This is a genomic window from Variovorax paradoxus (assembly GCF_030811855.1).
In the GTDB taxonomy this organism is placed as follows: Bacteria; Pseudomonadota; Gammaproteobacteria; order Burkholderiales; family Burkholderiaceae_C; genus Variovorax; species Variovorax paradoxus_L.
Genome location: NZ_JAUSRN010000001.1, coordinates 75,600 through 95,162, shown reverse-complemented (window position 1 = coordinate 95,162; position 19,563 = coordinate 75,600). Strand labels below are relative to the sequence as shown.

20 protein-coding genes and 1 pseudogene are annotated in these 19,563 nt (G+C 60.5%); 18 read left to right on the top strand and 3 right to left on the bottom strand.

Annotated elements, in window-relative coordinates; translation table 11 throughout:
• Nucleotides 1-71 precede the first annotated feature (71 nt).
• From pdxR to ilvA, 3 genes are all read left to right on the top strand, one after another.
• Nucleotides 72-1,646 carry a MocR-like pyridoxine biosynthesis transcription factor PdxR gene (gene pdxR, locus J2X92_RS00505; protein ID WP_307572586.1) on the top strand — a complete coding sequence of 525 codons (1,575 nt, stop codon included), beginning with the start codon at nt 72-74 and terminating at the stop codon, nt 1,644-1,646.
• A gap of 47 nt (nt 1,647-1,693) precedes the next feature.
• Entirely contained in the window at nt 1,694-2,491 is a 798-nt protein-coding gene (locus J2X92_RS00500; RefSeq protein ID WP_307572585.1) for a maleate cis-trans isomerase family protein, read from the top strand.
• An 84-nt stretch (nt 2,492-2,575) separates the two neighbouring features.
• Nucleotides 2,576-4,117 (top strand): threonine ammonia-lyase, biosynthetic, encoded by a 1,542-nt coding sequence (ilvA, locus tag J2X92_RS00495; RefSeq protein WP_307572583.1) that lies wholly within the window; start codon nt 2,576-2,578, stop codon nt 4,115-4,117.
• Nucleotides 4,118-4,155: 38 nt separating this feature from the next.
• Here the strand turns inward: ilvA and J2X92_RS00490 are convergent, their stop codons facing one another.
• Both J2X92_RS00490 and J2X92_RS00485 read right to left on the bottom strand, forming a co-directional pair.
• Nucleotides 4,156-4,767, bottom strand: a complete 612-nt coding sequence (locus tag J2X92_RS00490; protein WP_307572582.1) for a helix-turn-helix domain-containing protein — start codon at nt 4,765-4,767, stop codon at nt 4,156-4,158.
• Between the two features lie 96 nt (nt 4,768-4,863).
• Entirely contained in the window at nt 4,864-5,544 is a 681-nt protein-coding gene (locus J2X92_RS00485; protein ID WP_307572581.1) for a helix-turn-helix domain-containing protein, read from the bottom strand.
• 230 nt (nt 5,545-5,774) lie between these two features.
• On the opposite strand from J2X92_RS00485, the gene J2X92_RS00480 reads away from it, so the two are divergent.
• The 10 genes from J2X92_RS00480 (at nt 5,775) to proC (ending at nt 14,643) form a co-directional block, all read left to right on the top strand.
• Nucleotides 5,775-6,551: an ABC transporter ATP-binding protein gene (locus J2X92_RS00480; protein WP_307573810.1), complete on the top strand. Its 777-nt coding sequence runs from the start codon at nt 5,775-5,777 to the stop codon at nt 6,549-6,551.
• Entirely contained in the window at nt 6,544-7,248 is a 705-nt protein-coding gene (locus J2X92_RS00475) for an ABC transporter ATP-binding protein (RefSeq protein WP_307572579.1), read from the top strand. Before J2X92_RS00480 ends, J2X92_RS00475 begins: the two co-directional genes overlap by 8 nt.
• A gap of 8 nt (nt 7,249-7,256) precedes the next feature.
• A complete protein-coding gene (locus tag J2X92_RS00470; RefSeq protein ID WP_307572578.1) occupies nt 7,257-8,144 on the top strand; it encodes a branched-chain amino acid ABC transporter permease in 888 nt (295 codons plus the stop codon).
• Between the two features lie 7 nt (nt 8,145-8,151).
• Nucleotides 8,152-9,168, top strand: coding sequence for a branched-chain amino acid ABC transporter permease (locus J2X92_RS00465; RefSeq protein WP_307572576.1), 1,017 nt, complete (start codon nt 8,152-8,154; stop codon nt 9,166-9,168).
• A 112-nt stretch (nt 9,169-9,280) separates the two neighbouring features.
• Nucleotides 9,281-10,507, top strand: coding sequence for an ABC transporter substrate-binding protein (locus J2X92_RS00460; RefSeq protein ID WP_307572575.1), 1,227 nt, complete (start codon nt 9,281-9,283; stop codon nt 10,505-10,507).
• 31 nt (nt 10,508-10,538) lie between these two features.
• Complete coding sequence (locus J2X92_RS00455; RefSeq protein ID WP_307572573.1) at nt 10,539-11,633, top strand: Ldh family oxidoreductase; 1,095 nt, start codon at nt 10,539-10,541, stop codon at nt 11,631-11,633.
• A 2-nt stretch (nt 11,634-11,635) separates the two neighbouring features.
• The gene (locus J2X92_RS00450; protein ID WP_307573809.1) at nt 11,636-12,304 is read left to right on the top strand and encodes a pyridoxamine 5'-phosphate oxidase family protein; all 669 of its coding nucleotides are present in this window, start codon (nt 11,636-11,638) and stop codon (nt 12,302-12,304) included.
• Between the two features lie 145 nt (nt 12,305-12,449).
• A complete protein-coding gene (locus J2X92_RS00445; protein ID WP_307572571.1) occupies nt 12,450-13,304 on the top strand; it encodes an alpha/beta hydrolase in 855 nt (284 codons plus the stop codon).
• A gap of 146 nt (nt 13,305-13,450) precedes the next feature.
• Nucleotides 13,451-13,825 carry a hypothetical protein gene (locus tag J2X92_RS00440; protein ID WP_307572569.1) on the top strand — a complete coding sequence of 125 codons (375 nt, stop codon included), beginning with the start codon at nt 13,451-13,453 and terminating at the stop codon, nt 13,823-13,825.
• Between the two features lie 2 nt (nt 13,826-13,827).
• A complete protein-coding gene (proC, locus tag J2X92_RS00435) occupies nt 13,828-14,643 on the top strand; it encodes a pyrroline-5-carboxylate reductase (RefSeq protein WP_307572567.1) in 816 nt (271 codons plus the stop codon).
• Nucleotides 14,644-14,716: 73 nt separating this feature from the next.
• On the opposite strand, the gene J2X92_RS29525 is transcribed toward proC, so the two are convergent.
• Complete coding sequence (locus tag J2X92_RS29525; protein ID WP_373424756.1) at nt 14,717-15,133, bottom strand: IS1096 element passenger TnpR family protein; 417 nt, start codon at nt 15,131-15,133, stop codon at nt 14,717-14,719.
• Between the two features lie 99 nt (nt 15,134-15,232).
• Between J2X92_RS29525 and J2X92_RS00425 the strand changes: the two genes are divergently transcribed.
• The 5 genes and pseudogenes from J2X92_RS00425 (at nt 15,233) to J2X92_RS00405 (ending at nt 19,499) form a co-directional block, all read left to right on the top strand.
• A complete protein-coding gene (locus J2X92_RS00425; protein ID WP_307572564.1) occupies nt 15,233-15,643 on the top strand; it encodes a nuclear transport factor 2 family protein in 411 nt (136 codons plus the stop codon).
• Between the two features lie 21 nt (nt 15,644-15,664).
• Nucleotides 15,665-15,952 (top strand): annotated as a pseudogene (locus tag J2X92_RS00420) (ornithine cyclodeaminase family protein); the annotation flags it as partial.
• A 78-nt stretch (nt 15,953-16,030) separates the two neighbouring features.
• On the top strand, nt 16,031-17,242 hold the full coding sequence (locus J2X92_RS00415; RefSeq protein WP_307572562.1) for a CaiB/BaiF CoA transferase family protein: 1,212 nt from the start codon (nt 16,031-16,033) through the stop codon (nt 17,240-17,242).
• Nucleotides 17,239-17,973, top strand: coding sequence for an enoyl-CoA hydratase/isomerase family protein (locus J2X92_RS00410; protein WP_307572560.1), 735 nt, complete (start codon nt 17,239-17,241; stop codon nt 17,971-17,973). Before J2X92_RS00415 ends, J2X92_RS00410 begins: the two co-directional genes overlap by 4 nt.
• Nucleotides 17,974-18,182: 209 nt before the next feature.
• Nucleotides 18,183-19,499, top strand: coding sequence for an MFS transporter (locus J2X92_RS00405; RefSeq protein ID WP_307572558.1), 1,317 nt, complete (start codon nt 18,183-18,185; stop codon nt 19,497-19,499).
• Nucleotides 19,500-19,563: the final 64 nt, after the last annotated feature.

The window sequence follows — 19,563 nt, the reverse complement described above, 5'->3', positions numbered from 1 at the left end:
ATACTCGGCTCCATGCCGAGCTTCTTGGCGCATTCTTGTCGGTGAACAGCGCGATGGACGGGCCACTTCCAATGGATGAATCGAACCACTTCGGTGCACAGCCCAAGCCCCGGCGACGGCGAGCGCGGGTATCCAGGGCACGCCTGCTTGAGTTCCTGGTGATCAACCGGCAAAGCCCGGTGAACGTGGTGGACCAGGTTGCCACCGGGATTGAACACCTGATCGTCACCGGCGGCCTGAAATCAGGCGACCTCCTGCCGTCCACGCGCGAGCTCGCCCGAACGCTCGACATCGGCAGGGCCACTGCGCTCAGTGTCATCGCCAGGCTCAGCGCGGAGGGATTCGTCGAGACCCGCGTCGGCTCTGGCTCGAGAGTGCGCGAGCGATCAGCCGACTTGTTGACCGGGAGTGCCGCGCCCGCGCCAAGCTCGCTCAAACGCAGCCAGGTGCCGGGCGCCGTGGCCATTCAGCAGCAGATTGCCTTGCTGGACACCTTGCCAAAGCATGTCTCGCGCAGCACCAGTTTGATGGATTTGCAGAGCCTGTCGGTGGCTACGCCTTTCGCACCAGGGATGCCGGCAATTGATCAGTTCCCCTATCACTCCTGGAGCGACTTCTGTGCAAAGTCCTGGAAGCACGCGACGGCCGCCATGCTGGAAACTCGCGACCCGGCCGGCTACAGGCCGCTTCGGGAGGCACTTGCTGGCTACCTGGCGAGTGCACGTGGGGTACGTTGCACGGCGGATCAGATCATCATCGTCTCTGGTGCCCAGCACGCGTTCGATCTCACCTTGCGCGTGCTGACGCAGCCGGGTGACCGGGTGTTAATTGAGGATCCGGGCTTCCTTGGCGCCAGGAATGCCATGCTGTCGGCAGGATTGAATCTGAGGGGGGTCCCGTTAGATGAAGAAGGTGTCATGGTGCCGGACGACAACGGCGGCGCCAAGCTGCTCTACACCACCCCGTCGCACCAGTATCCGATGGGTAGAACCATGAGCCTGGCGCGCCGCCGGGCACTCCTGGAGTGGGCGCACCGGACATCCTGCTTCATCTTCGAAGACGACTACAGCAGCGAATTTCGGTATGACGGCAAGCCTTTGCCTTCCCTGCAGGGGTCTGACGAGTACAGCCGGGTGATCTACGCTGGAACGTTCAACAAGATCATGTTCCCGTCCTTGAGGCTGGGTTACCTCGTCGTCCCGGAAGAACTCGTTGATGTTTTCCTGAGTATCAGAACCTGGTCGGACGGCTGTCCTCCGGGCGTGATCCAGGCTGCCATGCTCCAGTTCATCGAACGGGGAGCTTTTTACTCGCACATCCGCCGGTTGCGAGAGATCTACGCAGCACGCCACTCGCTGCTGTGCGAGCTGATCTCCCAGAGGATGGGACTGATGCTGTCGGTCATCTCGGCTCCGGCTGGACTGAACCTCGCGGCGGTCGCGAAGCGCCCGATGGACGACGTGGCCCTCTCACGCCGTGCTCGCAATGCGAATATCGTCTGTCCGCCCCTGTCTCAGTATTTCGTCCATGTGGAACCGCAGTGTGGGTTCCAATTTGGCTTCGCTTCGAGCAACGAGGCTCAGATGAAGGCGGCCATCGACCGACTCGAAGTGGTCTGGGGCCAAGGCGCGTCGACTGCTACTTAACTGGTCTGAGGAACCGGCGCGAAGTGGCATGCAGCAGGAGACCTTCGATGCTTACGCTTCTCGAATCACGAAGGGAACCGCTCATGCTTCAGACTCGAATTGGCTACGAACTTGCTCAAGATGACACGGAGGCACGCCGCCTGGCGCTGATCGTGCTACGCACGGACCGCACCATCGAGGGCGAGGTGCGATCGAGCCTTCCAACCTCGCAGCCCGTCTCGCTGTACCACAGTCGCATCTTCAACGACTTCGAGATCTCCGCCGCGACCTTGGAAGCCATGTCGGACCTGCTGCAGCCGACGGCGGCCTTGATCCCTGCCGAGTTCAAGCCGCACGTGGTGGGATACGGCTGCACGTCTGCCACGATGCTCCTGGGAGAGGAGCGGGTGGCAAGCATCATCCGCCAAGCACATCCAGGCGTGCAGGTGACCGAACCGGTTACTGCTTGCATTGCGGCATGCAGGTCGCTGGGCATGAAGAAGATCAAGCTCGTCACCCCTTACGAGAGCACGGTGAACCGGAAGATCGTCGACGGACTGCGCGCCCGCGGGCTGGACGTGGACTCTGTGGTCTCGTTCGAAGAGCCAGATGACCTGAAGGTGGGTGCCATTTCCACGAACAGCGTGGTCGAGGCCGCCGTCCATGCGGGCGGTGGATTGAAGCCGGACGTCGATGGTGTCTTCATTTCATGCACCACGTTACCGAGCTTCAGTGCCATTCCGATCATCGAGCGCCTCACGGGCAAGCCCGCCACTTCAAGCAATCATGCGTTGGCATGGCACATGCAGAAGCTTGCCGACATCAAGAAGTTCCAGAGCTCGCTCGGGCGCCTCTACGCGGACTAGCTGTGGCAGGTCCTCCGACGGAGTTCCCGCCTCTTGCGACATGCTTCGCCGCCGCAACTTCGTCCGTGAGAACGCCGTCACCTTATGCTTGATCTCGACGAATACCTGAAGAGGATACTCAGGGCCCGTGTGTACGACGTGGCCGTGGAGACCCCGTTGCAGCCCGCCAGAGAGTTGTCGAGTCGGCTCGGCAATCAGGTTCTCTTGAAGCGCGAAGACCAGCAGGCCGTGTTCAGCTTCAAGCTCCGCGGCGCTTACAACAAGATCGCACAGTTGTCGCCCGAGGAGCTGCGTCGCGGGGTGATCTGTGCTTCTGCGGGTAACCATGCTCAAGGTGTCGCACTTGCGGCGCGGCGCTTGGGCGCGACTGCAGTCATCGTCATGCCTGTTACCGCGCCACGAGTCAAGATCGAGGCGGTCAAGGGACTGGGGGGCACCGTGGTGCTGCACGGGGAGAGCTACTCCGAGGCATACGCTCATGCCCTGGAATTGCAGGAGGCAGACGGGTTGACGTTTGTGCATCCGTTCGACGACCCCGATGTGATCGCCGGGCAAGGCACGGTAGGCATGGAGATCCTAAGGCAGCATCAGGGGCCGCTGCAAGCCGTGTTCGTGCCTGTCGGCGGCGGCGGGTTGATCGCTGGCGTCGCTGCGTATGTCAAGGCGGTCCGCCCGGAGGTTCAGGTGATCGGAGTGCAGACCATCGACTCGGATGCCATGGCGCGGTCGGCTCTAGCTCGCGAACGCATCACACTGGGCGACGTGGGCTTGTTCTCGGATGGAACGGCCGTGAAGCAGGTGGGCGCGGAGACGTTCCGCATCGCCAGCAGCCTCGTGGACGGCTATGTGACGGTGGATACGGATTCCATGTGCGCGGCGATCAAGGATGTATTCACCGACACTCGCAGCATCGTGGAACCGTCTGGGGCGCTTACAGTGGCCGCCGTGAAGCAGTACGTCAAGCAGCGAAAGACGCGCGGAGAGACGTATGTAGCCATACTCAGCGGCGCCAATATGAACTTCGACAGGCTCCGGTTCGTTGCGGAACGGGCGGAGATCGGTGAAGAGCGGGAGGGCCTGCTCGCGATCACGCTTCCCGAATCACCTGGAAGCTTGTTGCGCCTGTGCAAGACCATCGACACCCTGTCCGGCCCCGCCCGCAGCATCACGGAACTCAAGTACCGTGTATGCGACGCCGAGAATGCCTCGGTGCTGGTCGGGCTGACGATCCACTCCGCAGGGGAAACGCAACGCGTTGCGGAAGTCCTGACGCAGGCTCGCTTCTGCGCCCAAGATCTGACGCACGATGAACTGGCCAAGGAGCACATGCGGCACATGGTGGGCGGGCGCTCGCCGCTCGCTGCAGGCGAGCGTGTGCTGCAGTTCGTCTTTCCGGAGCGTCCGGGTGCCTTGATGCAATTTCTCTCGTCATTGCCGCCCAACTGGAACATCACGATGTTCCACTACCGCAACCAAGGCGCCGACTATGGCCGGGTGTTGGTTGGCCTGCAGGCGCCCAGCCCAGACGAGGACGATTTCCACCGTGTTCTGGAGAGAGTGGGCTATCCGCATGAGGAGCTCACGTCCGCTCCTTCCTACCGGCTTTTCCTGGGGCCACGCAGCTAACCACCGGCAGCACGAGGGGAGCGCGCTTGCACCTTCATTCACCCGAAGGAGTTGACCGGCGTCACTATCATGAGGAGCCGCGCGGGTGAATGGCCCACGTTCTTGCCGCTGTGTGGCTGTTCGCAAGAGAAGTGGACACAGTCGCCTGGCTCGAGCACCAGTGTTTTGTCGCCGATTCGGAATTCAAACTGCCCGTCCAGCAGGTACAGCACTTCCTCGCCTGCGTGCGTCAGGACCTCCGGGTTCATCGACTCGCCCGCCGGGTAGACCAGTTCAAAAGCGCTCATCTGCTGATCGATGAGCTCTCCACTCATGAGGTGGTACGAGTATCCCCGAGCAGTGAGTGGCGGTTCGCCACCGCGGTCCTTGGCTCTGTTCAGGATGTAGCGCGGAGCGGCTTTTGCACCAGGATCCTCGAAAAAATCGCCCAGTGGGATGCCGAGGCGGCCCGCAATCACGATCAGGTTGGAGATCGAGGCACTCGATTCGCCGCGTTCCAGGCGCGACAGGAAACCCGGGGAGAGGTCTGTGTCTTTGCTCAGACGCTCGAGGGTGATCTGCTTGGCGCGGCGGGCTTCCCTGATCCTCGCACCGAGCCGGATTGCAACGGCCCGGGTCTTTTCCTCGAGTTCTGATTTGTTCTTGTCCATCGCAGCGCTGATTTTGTGTGTGGTGCAAATCTACCATCGCGGCACGGTGCAGCAAAGAACCCAGGACGTGGAGCTCACAGGCAGGCGCCGGTGGCGCTACTTCCCGCCTGTGAACTGGGTAAGGCTTCTGGCCGAGTCGGGGTCGCGGCCAGACATTCGGGCCGGTATGTCGATGGAGTCGACGGGCGAGACAATCATCAACAGGCGTGCCTCCCCGTGCCCGATGTTCTCGCCGGTATGCGGTTGATCGCAAGCAAAGTGCACGCAGTCGCCGGGCTCCAAGACCATCGTGTCGGAACCGATGCGGAACTCCATGGTGCCTTCAAGAAGATAGAGGACTTCCTCGCCTCGGTGTGTCAGTACCTCTGGATGCATCGTCTCGCCGGCAGGGTAGACGAGTTCGAACGCGCTGACCTGCTCGCCCTCCAGATCGCCGCTGGTGAGGCCGTAGGTGTAGCCGCCGGCACTCAGCGGAGCTTCGCAACTCCTGTCCTTTGCCCGCGTCAACACATAGTCGGGTCGGGGACGTTCCTGCGCATCCTCGAAGAAGTCACGCAATGCGATCCCCAGGCTCTCCGAGATCACGATGAGGTTGGAGATCGAAGCGCTTGTCTCTCCGCGCTCGAGGCGAGACAGAAAGCCCGCCGATAGGTCGGTCTTGGCGCTGAGGACTTCAAGGGTGATGGCTTTGGAGCGTCGTGCATCACGCAACCGCTCACCCAAACGCCTGGCCACTGTCCTGATGGTCTCGTCGAGGTCGGCTTTGTTTTCTTCCATGGGTTTCGTTGCTATCTGAGTGCATCACTGAAGGGTGCGGCATGCACCACGGTGGTTCTCGGTCCGCCATTCCGCGTGCCTTGGAGACGTTCCTTCGGCAGGCACGAAACATGCATGATAGGCAAAAATTGACTAATAACTTTCCCTATAGACAAATGTGCATAACATGCACATCATTGTGTTCCTAACGCAAATTTGAAACGATGACAGTTCCAGGCATTTCAGGCGGCATGACGGAGACCTTGCCCGACGTTGGGGGCAGCTACGCGCTCGTTGTCGAGGGCTTAACCAAGGAGTTCGGTGGCTTCACCGCCGTGAACAATGTTGACCTTCGGGTACGGCGCGAGACCATCCACGCCCTGATCGGCCCCAATGGCGCGGGCAAGACGACGTGCTTCAATCTGATCACTCGATTCATCCGACCCACCTCCGGCCGCATCTTCTACAACGGGCAGGACATCACTTCGGCCGCGCCCGAAGACGTTGCCAGTCAGGGTCTGGTGAGATCTTTTCAGATCTCCGCCATCTTTCCGAAGCTCTCGCTCGGCGAAAACGTTCGTGTGGCGCTGCAGCGCCGGCTGGGAACGACATTTCACTTCTGGAAGCCGCTCTCCAGCCTTAAAGCACTGGATGCGGACGTGGACCGGCTGCTCGAATCGGTTGGTTTGCTTCATCAGCGCGACCAGGTGGCGGGAACGCTGTCCTACGGCCGCAAGCGCGCACTGGAGATTGCGACGACTCTGGCGCTGGAGCCCCAGGTGCTTTTGCTCGACGAGCCGATGGCGGGGATGGGACGCGAGGACATCGAGACCGTCGCGGCGCTCATTCAAAGCGTCTCGAAGGGGCGGACCGTCTTGATGGTCGAGCACAACCTGGGCGTGGTCGCGCGGCTCGCGAACACGATTACCGTTCTGTGTCGCGGGGAGGTGCTCGCGGAAGGAACCTACGAGGCCGTTTCGAAGAACCCCGAGGTTGTGTCCGCCTATATGGGAGGCGCTCATGGCTGAAGCCCATCTTCGTGTCGGCGACCTGCACGCGCAGTATGGCGAGAGCCGGATTCTGCATGGGATGAACTTCACCGTTCATCGAGGAGAGGTCGTCACCCTCCTTGGTCGAAACGGTGCAGGCAAGACGACGACGCTTCGCGCCATCATGGGCTTGGTCGCAAAGAAAAGCGGTTCCGTAGAGTTCGAGGGTCGGGAATTATTGGGGCGGCTTCCCGAGGCAGTCGCCCGCGCCGGCATAGCTTGGTGCCCCGAGGAGCGAGCCATCTTCTCCGGCTTGACTGTGCAGGAAAACCTCATGCTTCCGCCCGTGGTGCGCCCTGGAGGCATGAGCGTCCAAGAAATCCTGACGCTGTTCCCGAATTTGGCTCAGCGCATGAAAAGTCCTGGAACGAAGCTGTCCGGCGGAGAGCAGCAGATGCTTGCCATCGGCCGCATCCTGCGCACCGGCGCGCAACTGCTGTTGCTCGATGAACCGAGCGAGGGATTGGCCCCGGTGATCATCGAGCAGATCGGATTGACGATAAAGAAGCTCAAGGCGCGTGGCATCTCCATCCTACTGGTTGAGCAGAACGTGAGGTTGGCGACCAGCGTGGCCGATCGTCACTACGTCGTGGAGCATGGCGAAGTAGTCGATACGTTCTCCAGCGCAGAGGTCGACACCAAGAGCGCTCAGCTGAGCGCCTACCTGAGCGTGTGAGGCGCCACATGGGCATCGAATCAATTTTTGGCATCCCCACAAATGCGTTCATGAGTCAGCTCTTGCTGGGTCTGATGAACGGGGCGTTCTACGCCATGCTGAGCCTTGGCCTGGCCATCATCTTCGGCCTGCTCAATGTGATCAACTTCCTGCACGGCGCTCAGTTCATGGTCGGAGCGTTCGTGGCCTGGATGTTGTTGACGTGGGCCGGCGTCGGATACTGGGTTGCGCTGCTGGTGGCGCCGCTTGCCGTCGGACTGGCAGCTGTGCTCGTTGAGCGGCTGCTGCTGCGGCACCTGTATCGCCTGGACCACCTCTACGGGATGCTGTTGACCTTCGGACTGATGCTGATCGTCGAGGGCGTGTTCAGGAAGAGCTTTGGTTCATCGGGACTGCCTTACCCGAACACGATGCCGGGAGGAATGGACCTGGGATTTATGTTCCTGCCGTACTACCGCGCCTGGGTTGTGGTCGTGTCGTTAGCGGTCTGCCTGGCTACATGGCTTCTCATCGAGAAGACCCGATTGGGAAGCTACCTTCGTGCCGCGACCGAGAACCCTGAGGTTGTGCGGGCATTCGGAGTCAACGTTCCTGTCTTGCTCACGCTTACCTATGCCTTTGGCGCGGGACTCGCGGCACTGGCTGGGGTCATGGCGGCTCCGATTTATCAAGTCAGCCCGCTGATGGGGTCCAACCTGGTCATCCTCGTCTTCGCGGTCGTCGTCATCGGTGGCATGGGGTCGATCATGGGCTCCATCCTGACGGGATTCTCGCTGGGTGCCGTCGAGGGACTGACCAAACTCTTCTATCCGCAGGCGTCCGCCACCGTGATCTTCCTCGTCATGGTCGTCGTGCTGCTTGTCAAGCCGGCGGGGCTCTTCGGAAAGATCAAGTGAGATCACTATGAGACAAGACGCTTCTTTGACATTTCGCCCGATCGTCTACCTGTTGGCGGCTGCAGTGATTGCGCCCGCGCTGATCTACCCCATCTTCCTGATGAAGGTGATGTGCTTCGCGATATTCGCGTGTGCGGTCAACTTGCTCGTCGGCTATGTCGGGCTGTTGTCACTCGGACACTCCATGTTTTTTGGCATGTCTGCCTATGTCACGGCGTATACCCTCAAGGAATGGGGTTGGCCGTTCGAGGTTGCGCTGCTCTGTGCCGTCTTGGCGAGCACGGTGCTGGGATTTATCGCCGGCGCCATCGCGATCCGAAGGCAAGGAATCTACTTCGCGATGATCACGTTGGCCCTGGCGCAGATGGTCTACTTCTTCTGCCTTCAGGCGCCGTTCACTGGCGGTGAAGATGGTCTGCAGAAGGTTCCTCGGCCAGTGGTTCTTGGCCTGCTCGACACCGCCAACGACAACGTTCTCTATGTAGTGGTGCTCGCGATGTTCCTGGCGGCGTTCGCCATCTATCACCGGACGATTCATTCACCTTTCGGCCAGGTGCTCGAAGCCATACGCGACAACGAGCCGAGAGCCGTCTCGCTGGGCTACAAGGTCAATCGATACAAGTTGCTGGCGTTTGTGCTCTCGGCCGCGCTGACCGGGTTGGCTGGCGGAACCAAAGTGCTCGTCTTTCAGCTTGCTTCACTCACAGACGTGAATTGGCACATGGCCACCGAAGTGGTTCTGATGGTGCTGGTCGGCGGCATGGGTACCGTCCTGGGTCCTTTGGTGGGAGCGGTCTGCATTCTCGCCATGCAGGAATATCTGGCTCCGCTTGGTGAGTGGGTGATGGTGATCCAAGGGGTGATCCTGGTCACTGTGGTCATGGTGTTCCGTCGCGGATTGGTGGGTGAATTCGAGGTGTGGCGCACTCGCAAAAGTTCACTGACCGAGGCTGCTAAACACCCCGGCCATCAAGAACGCGCTGTCGGACTTGCCACCCCGGAGGGTGCGAATCCACATCGTTGATCTCTTTTTTTGATTTTCAGTTTGCATGAGATGCACAAGTGTTGCTCTGGATGCATGCGAGTGCAAACACCTTTTCCATGACCACTACCAACTTCCTCAGAAAGGAATGAACATGTCCTCGAAAGCGCTCAAGTTCTTCGCAGCCGGCTTGGCTGCGCTCACCGCCATCGCGAGCGTTGTGGCCTCGGGACCTGCCAGCGCGCAAGTGTCTGGCGATGTCGTGAAGATCGGCATCCTGAACGACCAGTCCGGCCTGTATTCAGACTTGGCCGGCGTTGGCTCGGTGGAGGCCGCTCGCCTCGCGATCGAAGAGTTCGGTGGCCAGGTGCTCGGCAAGAAGATCGAACTTGTCTGGGCGGACCACCAAAACAAGGCGGACATCGGCGCAGGCATCGCGCGAGCCTGGTTCGACAAGGACGGCGTCGACGCGATCGCCGATTTCTCGAACTCCAGTGTGGGGTTCGCCGTGCAGGCACTCGCGAACGAGCGCAAGAAGATCACGCTGATCACTGCAGCGTCCTCCGACTTCACTGGAAAGGCGTGTACGCCGTTGTCCACCCAGTGGGTCTACAACAGCTACAGCAACGGCTATGGCCTGGCCCGTCTCATGACCCAACGCGGCCTGGACTCCATCTATCTCCTGACCGTGGACTACGCGTTTGGCCACGCCTTCGCGAACGATGTTCGAAAGGCCGTCACCGACAACGGCGGAAAGGTCGTCGGCGAGTTGCGTTTTCCCCTCAATTCCTCGGACCTGAGTTCGTACCTGCTTCAAGGGCAGGCCTCCAAGGCCAAGCTGATCGTGGCGGCGAGCGCCGGCAGCGACATGACCTCGATCGTCAAGCAGGCGACTGAATTCGGCATCACCCCGAAGCAGGCGCTGGCGGCTCCCTCTGTCTTTCTGACGGATGTGCACAGCATGGGGCTGCAAGCCGCGCAAGGCCTGCAGTTCCTGACGGCGTTCTATTGGGATCGAACCGCGGCCTCCCGCACTTGGTCCGAGAAGTTCTTCGCGCGCCGCAAGGCCATGCCGACGATGACTCAGGCGGGGGTCTATTCCGCCGTGCGGCATTACCTCAAGGCCATCGAGGCCGCAAAAACCGACGACGCGGCTGCGGTCGCCAACAAGATGCGCGAACTGCCCATCAAGGACATGAACATCGAGAACGGCCGCGTCCGCGAGGACGGGCAAGTAATGCACGACATGTACCTCGTTGAGGTCAAGAAGCCGGCCGAATCCAAGCGCGCCTGGGACTACTACAAGGTCGTTGCCACCGTCCCTGCGGAGCAAGCCTTTCAGCCGCTCGGCGCCAGCGCCTGTCCGCTGGTCAAGAAGTAATCAATTTCCAACCCCTTCCAAGGAGAAAAAAGTGAGCGATTCCATCCGTATGAAACTCGAGGAAGTCCACGAGCTCGCAACAACGCTGTTGCTCGCCCAAGGCTTCAACCAAGCCCACGCCAACGCCATCGCCAATACGGTGACTGCGGCCGAGCGCGACGAGTGCCGCCATCACGGCTTGTTCCGCATTCCCTTCTACGTCAATGCACTGCGCGCTGGGCAAGCTTCCGGTGATGCGGAGCCGACAGTCGACGACCTTGCGCCAGCCGTGATACGAGTCGATGCCCACTATGGCTTCTCACCGCTGGCACTGGAAGTCGGCGATGAGCTCCTCGCCAAGCGGGCGCAGGAGACGGGCATCGCCGCACTGGCCGTCAACAATGCCCTCAATGTGGCGGCCTTGTGGCCAGAGGTCGAGCGCCTGGCGAACCGTGGCCTGGTCGCGTTCGCGTTTGTCGCCGCAGCGCCCTACGTTGCGCCGCACGGCGGCACCAAGCCGCTTTACGGCACCAATCCCATGGCCTTCGCCTGGCCTCGACTTAACCACCCTCCGATGGTCTTTGACCAAGCTTCGAGCGCAAGCGCGCGCGGCGAAATCCAGGTCCGTCTGCGTGATGGCAAGCCGCTGCCCGAAGGCTGGGCGGTGGGCCCGGACGGGAAGCCGACAATCGACCCGAAGGCCGCTCTTGCAGGCGCTCAGCTGCCGTTCGGCGGTGTGAAAGGCGCTTCCATTGCCATGATGGTCGAGTTACTCGCCGGTCCGCTGGTCGGTGATCTGCTGAGCTACGAGGCCGGCGAGAAGGATGTCGCGAACACCGGCGCGCCATGCGGCGGCGAGCTGATCATTGCCATCGACCCCGTTCGATGCCTCAAGAACGGCAACCGCAAGGCGCAGTTGGAACACGGGGAGCAACTGTTCAGCAAGATCCTCGAGCAGGAGGGAACGCGACTGCCGTCGCAGCGCCGGTATGAAGCCCGCGGACGTACGGTGGTGGAAGGCGTCACTGTGCCGAAGTCACTGTACGACACGCTGAAGCTGTTCAGCACGGGCACCTATGTTCGGCAAGAAAACGCCTACGAGGGCGACGACCTGCTGCGCGGAAAGTCGGCGAAGGCAGTGGCTTGAGCATGATCGCCCCAAGCCAGACTTCTCAGTACGCGCCAACCCCGCGTACCCAAGTCCGACGCCGGCCGGAGCGGGCCAGCTACGATCGTCAGCTGGTCCATTCGATCATCGATGAGACCATCGTCTGCCACGTGAGCTTCATCTACGAGGACCAGCCGTGCATCATTCCGACGACGATCCTTCGCATCGATGAAGACCTCTATCTCCACGGCAGCCCGACGAATCGAATGCTGTGCGTCCTCGCTCAAGGGGTACCGGCTGCCATCGCCGTCACCCACGTCGATGCTGTTGTGGCGGGTCGGTCCGGATTCGGTTGCAGCGTGGACTATCGATCCGCCATCATCTACTCCAGCGGGCAACTCGTGGAGGGACCGCACAAGGCAGAGATCGTCGACCGCGTGATTCAGTCCGTCGTGCCGGGTCATCGGGTGCGTGCGCCAAAGCAAAAGGAGCTCGACGCCACGATGGTGCTGCGCTTCCCAATAGTCGAAGTCTCTGCAAAAGTCCGAGACCTCGGCGTGCGCGACTACGAAGAGGACCTGGGGCTGGACTTGTGGGCCGGCACGATACCGCTGCGCGTCGTGGCCGGAGCACCGGTCAATGCGCCGGATCTGCGGTCCGGTATCAGGACTCCGGATTACGCGCTGAACTACCAACGGGGCGGGGGCTAGCCGCGGTTTCGGCTCACCGGGCATAAAGACTGGCATGTGCACTCGCGGCGTGCGGAGGTTCGCTGGGCCGGCTTGCTCCGGCGCCCAACCGCCGCCTCGACAAGGAGGCACAAGTTTCTTTTACTACCTTCCACTTCGTCACCTCATGGCCACAAGAAGCTACCGTCAGCCGGCGACGCCGCTTGACTATCGGAACCAAGCAGCGGTTCCGGACCATCAACGCTATTCGGACAACTGGCGCGCGATGAGCGAATCAACGCGAAGACGCCTGGTGCATTGGTCCGACGTCCCGTACGGGCAGGGGGAGCTGCAGACCTGCGACATTTTTCCTGCGCGGAACAACAATGCGCCAGTCTTCGTCTTCATCCATGGCGGCTGGTGGCACTTCTTGGACAAGTCGGACTACAGCTACGTTGCCGAGCCGTTTGTCGAGCGCGGCGCGGCGTGCGTCTGCATCAACTACCCACTTGCTCCGAACGCCAAGATCGAGGAGATCGTTGCCAGTGTGCAAGCGGCGCTGTTATGGGTACACCACAACATCCGCGAGTATGGAGGCGATCCCGGACGAATCGCGGTAGGCGGGCATTCGGCGGGAGGCCACCTGTCGGCAATGTCAGCGTTCACGGACTGGAGCCAGCTCGGCGGACCGGAGGATCTGGTCAAGGTCAATTGCGCCATCAGCGGTCTTTACGACCTTATTCCCATTCTCGACACACCCCACAACGAGAAGATCCGGATGGACGGGGCGACTGCGGACGTAGTGAGCCCCGTCGATCTGATCCGCCCTTCGGCTGTTAAGCACATCCTGTGCGTCGGAGCCGCGGAAACCGCGGGCTTCCTCTGGCAGCACGACACCTTTGCCGGACTTTGCAAACAGCGAGGGCTCGTCATCGAAGATCTGCGCCTTGCAGGTGAGCATCATTTCGGCGTTGTCGACCAAGTGGCAAACGCTGAAAGCGAGTTGTTCAAGTCGCTTTGGGCCGCGATGGCGGCGGGCTAGCGAAGCGCTGCGCGTTGCTGGTCAGGCGCTAGCGATATGCAGTTTGGAGGAGTTTTTTTCTCCTTCCATGACCGCGTAGGTGCGTGTCTCATGCGGCGATCGATACGGTCTGGGTCGCTCAAAGCCACAACACTTTGAATAGTTCTGTGAAATACGAAAAGATCGAACAAATGTTCGATCGCTGCACATTGATGATTGCGAACATGACATACCCCGCCATGCCCATGAGCAGCACCCCTGTTCACGTCTCCAAAACCTTCTTTCAGCCCTCTGCATATTCGGCGACACCACTGCGGCGGACACCCGCGGGCGCTTTGGATTCCGTGCTGTTGCATGGGGCGGCGGATGAGGTCGAGCGCATCCAGCATCAGCTTGCTCGTCGTGACGGACCTGTCGTTTGCGTCGAACGCATGCAGCCCGGGGATTCGGAGGTACCGCTCGAGCGCCTCATGATCGAGCGTGACTTGAGCATTAACACTGCGGCTGCCGGTGGGAACGCTTCACTCACGTCGATCGGTTGACTATGCATTATCAAATTGCGTTTGTGGGTGGCGGAAACATGGCCCAAGCGATGCTTTCGGGTCTGCTGCAGGTAGGGGTCCCTCCGCACGATGTTCTCGTCATCGACCCCGATGTCCAACAGTTGCAGCGAGTCCAGGAAGCCCATGGCGTGCGAGTTGCTCAGACGCCAGAAAGGAATCTCGACGGCGTGGACTTGATCGTTTGGGCGGTAAAGCCACAGGTGCTTCGCTCGGCGGCGGAGAAGGCACTGCCTGCCGACCTCGATGTCTTACACCTGAGCGTTGCCGCGGGAGTGAGGCTCTCCGAATTGACAACGTGGCTGCGGTCTGGGCGCGTCGTGCGCGCCATGCCGAATACCCCTGCCTTCGTCCGGGCGGGCGTGACGGCGCTGCAGGCAGCCTTTGATGTAGACGAGTCGGAGCGCCACCTGCTCGAGCGCTTGTTGGGAGGGATCGGCCGAACTTTCTGGGTCAACACCGACGCGGAAATGGATGGCGTTACGGCGGTCAGCGGCAGTGGGCCGGCGTACGTGTTTCACTTCCTCGAAAGCCTCCAATCGGTCAGTGAGGAGCTCGGCTTCTCGCCCCAGATGGCACATGATTTGGCGCTTTGGGTTGTTGGCGGCGCAGTGCAGCAGGCGGCTGCCAGTCCCGAATCGTTCGCAGAGCTACGCCGCCGGGTCACCTCCAAGGGCGGAACGACGGAGGCGGCGCTGGACGTGCTGCATGCACGCAATTGCAAGAGCGCATTGGCTGAGGCGGTGAAAGCAGCGGCGAATCGCGCACGCGAACTAGGAGACCAAGTGGCACGGGAGTGATGAGGCGAACAGCCACGGTGGGCTTGACGGCGGGCCACCTTTTGCAGATGACTGGTCGAGTGAATGCTGGCACTCAGGGGTAACCGGCGCGCCTCCGCAATCCTCCGGCGGCGTTGCGCAGGCACCAGCGGCACAGAACGGGGAGCACGAACCCCGGAATCGGTGCGATCTTCTTCTCGACCTTGATGCGGTAGTCCCAATAGTCCCCGAAGTCGTAGACGTACCTCAACAACGACCGGTTCAGGGTGGTGGTCAGTCGCGTGCTCTCGTTTGTGATTGAGCCAGGATCGTCGTACATCGGATTTGGCGTGCTATAGCGCTCGCCCTCGCCAGCGATGAAATACGGCGGACACGGCAAACGAGGCAAACGAGGCAAACGAGGCAAACGAGGCAAAAGAGGCAAAAGAGGCAAAAGAGGCAAACGAGCTTGACTACCTTGTCGGGGAAGGCACAGGTTCGCAGAGAGATTCAGGAAGAAGGCGTTTGGCACGCATCAACCGGCTCGGAAGAAATCCATGAACTGGTCCTCCATTCTTCACAGGTTTGTAGAACAGTTCGATCTCTCCATCCTCCTGAGAGCCAATCCACTATGACTGACTGGGACAGCTATCAAAAGGGCGACAAGGCCCTCAATGTCGAGACCGCGCAAAAGTGGCTTGATCAAGTGGTTGCGGCATGCAGCACCTTGGATCCTGAGCTCATTCTCGACTGCTTTACCGAAGATGCCATTGCCGACCTCGGGGCAGTCGTCTTAGAGGGAAAGGAGCAGCTCCGGCCGCTTATCCGAGAGCGATATGCGAACTACACCTACTACGATCTCAAAAAGATCGTTCGCGCAGTCTCGGGTGATCTTGTGGTGTGCGAGGCTCGTTTGCGCTGGAAGTCGGCTGAACAGCCAAGGCTGCAACACACTCGCGCAATCGAAATCCTCCAGGTGCGCGACGGCCGAATTGCTCGCTGGGACAACGCGTCGGTTTCTTGGGCCGACGCTGAGGTGTGAAGCCACGGCGCGTGGCTACAGCCGCGAACGCACGCAAATCTGATCGGCGGCTTCACGACCGCCATGCGCGAGAGTGATGACGAGTGTTTTCGACGGGTACTGAAGTCCCGCGACATCCTGGCCCCGATCGCCAGCGGCGCGTGGGACAAGCACCACCTGGTAGCGACCTTGGAAGATTGGTGCCGCGGTCGCCACTTCTACCGAACCAGCGCAGACGACATCACCATTTACAAGGCCGTGGGCACGGCGCTAGAGGATCTGGCGGCCGCTTCTCTGGCCTATGACGCAGCAGTGGCCGAGCAGGCCTGAGCGCCGGCCAAATTTCGGTTCGGCGGCTTGTACCCAATACGGCGCCGCAGGCCAGTTTTCTTTTACTTGGATCGGCACATGTCAATGTCTGAAGAATCTGTTTTAAGTGGGGTGGTCGTTCTGGATGCGGCGACGTATATCGCGGCGCCGCTGAGTGCATCCGTTCTCGCGGAGTTCGGCGCGCAAGTCATCAAGATCGAACATCCGCGCGGAGATCCGCTTCGGCGATTCGGAACCAAAGGAACGTCCCCAGACGCTTCTATGCAGTGGCTCAATGAGAATCGCAACAAACGCTCCGTCACTCTGGATCTGAGCAAGCCCGAAGGCCGCGATCTGTTCATTGACCTTGCAAAGCGAGCAGATGTAGTGGTCGAGAACTTCCGCCCCGGCACCTTCGAGCGCTGGGGTTTGGATTGGGAAACGCTGCACGCGGCCAACCGGCGCCTGGTGATGCTGCGTCTGTCGGCGTTTGGCCAGAATGGCCCCCTGAGAGAACACATCGGGCTCGCACGCATTGCGCATGCATTCAGTGGCGTCCTGTCCATTAGCGGTGAAGTGGACCGCCCGCCGGCCAACCCGGGGCCTACCTCGCTCGCAGATTACGTCGCGGGGGTCTATGGTGCACTAGGGCTGATGCTGGCGCTGTTCGAGCGGGAGCGCTCCGGGCTTGGCCAGGTCGTGGACTTGGCGCTCTATGAGCCAATGCTCAAGACGATGGACGAAGCATTTGCCGTATTCAACCGCACCGGGTTCGTGCGTCAACGTTTCGGATCGCAAGTGGCCACCGTGGCGCCAACTGCGAACTATGAATGCGCTGACGGCCGCTTCGTCACCATTGGCGTACCGGACGACAAGATGTTCGCGCGTCTTTCCACCGCGATGAGCGCACCGCATCTGGCGGACAGCAACTCCAAATTCACCACCAACGCGCTGCGCGTCAAGCACAGGGACGAGATAGAGAACATCGTGCGCACCTGGGTTCGTTCGCATGATCGGGACACCGTAATTCGCCTGCTCCAGGAGAGCGATGTTCCATGCGCGCCGATTCTAGACGTAGCAGAAGTCGCAAGTCACCCCCAGGTAGCGGCCCGTGAAAACTTCGTGACACGTCCGGACGGCGCCGGCGGCACGGTCACGATGCAAGCACCTGTGCCCAAACTGTCGCGAACACCTGGGCGTGTCGTCACATCGGGTCCGTCGCTAGGCGAAGCGACTGACGATGTGCTGCGAAGCCTGCTTGGCTTGAGTAACGCGGCGCTGGCGGACTTGCGCGCAAAGAAGATCATATGAACTGCTCATCGCGCCAATGCTCCACGATCACACTGCATCGGCATGACAGTGTGCTCGTCGTGCATCTGAATCGCCCGGATCAACTCAACGCGATCAACCGAACCATGCGGGAGGATTTGCGCCAAGTATTCGATCAAGCGGGGCACGATGACGAAGTCTCCGCGCTTGTGCTGGCTGCCAACGGCAGGGCGTTCTGTGCCGGACACGATGTTAAAGAACTGTTGACTCTCTCGCCGGCTGAAGCAAATGCCGTGATGCTCGAGATCGGCAGTCTTTATCGCGTTATTCGTGCTTTCCCGAAGCCCTTGGTCTCGGCACTCAATGGACTAACCCTAGGCGGCGGGGCGGCCCTCGCGCTGTTCTCAGATTCGCGCTTGGCTTCGCCAGAGTTCGAACTCGGTTTTCCCGAGATTGACAGGGGCTTGGTGAGCGCCTTGGCGCCGTGGTTGCTTGGACTTTTTATGCCTCAAGCCATTGCGCATCAAATCGTCTTGAGCGGCGCACGCTTGTCCGCCGAGCACTGCGGGCAGATCGGCTTGGTCGACGCGACGGTTTCGCGTGACGAACTGCTCTCAAGAAGCTCATCAGCCGCGCTGATGTTGGCCAAGAAGCCGCAGGCGGCGTTCTCCCTCATGAAATCGCGTTTCGCGACAGTGACAGAAGCCGGCTTTCTCGAAGCACTCCAAGCCGGGGCCGCTATGCAGGAACTTGCACGGGCACAGCGGGGGTAACGAGGCGATCGCTGTTCCCAACGTCGCTCATTCGAGATGGTCAGATTGACCGCTGACTTCTTGCAGCGGCCATCCGCTTCAACGCGGTCTCATTCATCCATCGTGTCAAGAAATTCAATGACCTTATCGGGTCGACCTAGTGGCCTGGCAGGGCGGCCAAGCTCGGCGGTACGTACCACGTAGCCGCTGTCTATCAGACAGGAGTTTATATGGACCAAGCGATGAACCTTCAAGGGGAAGCATCCCCGCACAGCTCGACTACTGGCATGGGTTACAAGGCGATGTTAGCGAGCGGAATCGGCCATTTTCTGGAATGGTTCGAATTCGCAACGTACAGCTATCTGGCCGTTGTCTTCTCGAAGAATTTTTTCCATTTCGCCTCTGATAGCACGTCGTTGCTGCTTTCCTTCGCGACCTTCGGCGTAGGCTTTGTAGCGCGACCGCTTGGCGGCATTGTGCTCGGGCAATTGGGCAATCGTCTCGGGCGACGCTCGCTTCTGGTCTCGACCATGTGGATGATGGCCTTAAGCACGTTTGCCATCGGTTGCCTTCCCACATACGACAGTATTGGACTGTGGGCTCCAATCTTCCTGGTCACTCTGCGGCTGATCCAGGGCTTCTCGCTCGGCGGTGAATGGGCCGCGGCGGCTATGTACATGGTTGAATGGGCACCCGATTCGAAACGTGGATTCTTCGGCAGCCTGCATCAGGTTTCTGGCGCACTCGGCCTCCTGTTCGGCTCGATCACGGTAGCCATACTCAGTTCGACGCTGAACCAGGAAGCCTTCAACAACTGGGGATGGCGTGTGCCGTTCTTGTTCGCGGCGGTCATCGGGCCGATCGCGGTGGTGATTCGCCGGCGAATCGGAGAAACCCCTGCCTTCGAAAAGCTCAAGGCTGAGCGTACCTCGGGTCAGATGCGCGCCCCAGTGGCCCGCCATTCGAACAAGCTGAAAAACTCGATTGTGACTTTCAGCCTAGCGTCGACCTGGTCCTTGCTCTTTTTTATCGTGATGAGTTTCATGCCAGTTTTCTTGCAGAAACATGTGAAGATTCCTGCCTCGGAGACATTCTGGATCAGCAGTCTGGGGCTCGTCGCGTTGGTCGCAGCCACGCCGATCATGGGGGCGATCTCGGACCGTGTGGGCCGCCGTCCAGTGTTGCTGGCAGGCTGCGCGGTGTTCGCGGTGTTCACCTACTTCCTATTCTCGTTTCTCTTGGCCGGTGGCGGCTTTGCCGAAGCGCTCATCGTCGAAGTGGCTCTGGCAGTGATGCTGTCGCTATTCTGCGGGCCTGGCACCGCCACGCTGATCGAGATTTTTCCGACTGAACTCAGGAGCGGGTGGATGTCATCGATCTACAGCCTGTCGACCGCCATCGCCGGAGGATTTGCCCCATTCATCGCCACATGGCTCGTGGGCGTCACGGGCCTGGGTATCGCTCCGACTTTCTTAGTTATCGGCTTCGCCATTTCGGGCATCGTCACGGTGCTTGCGATGCGCGAGACCGCCTTCAAAAAGCTGTGAATGCCCTCCTCGTTGGCTGATGCTTCCGAGACTCACGAATACCAGAGACAAAACTCACCTTCAC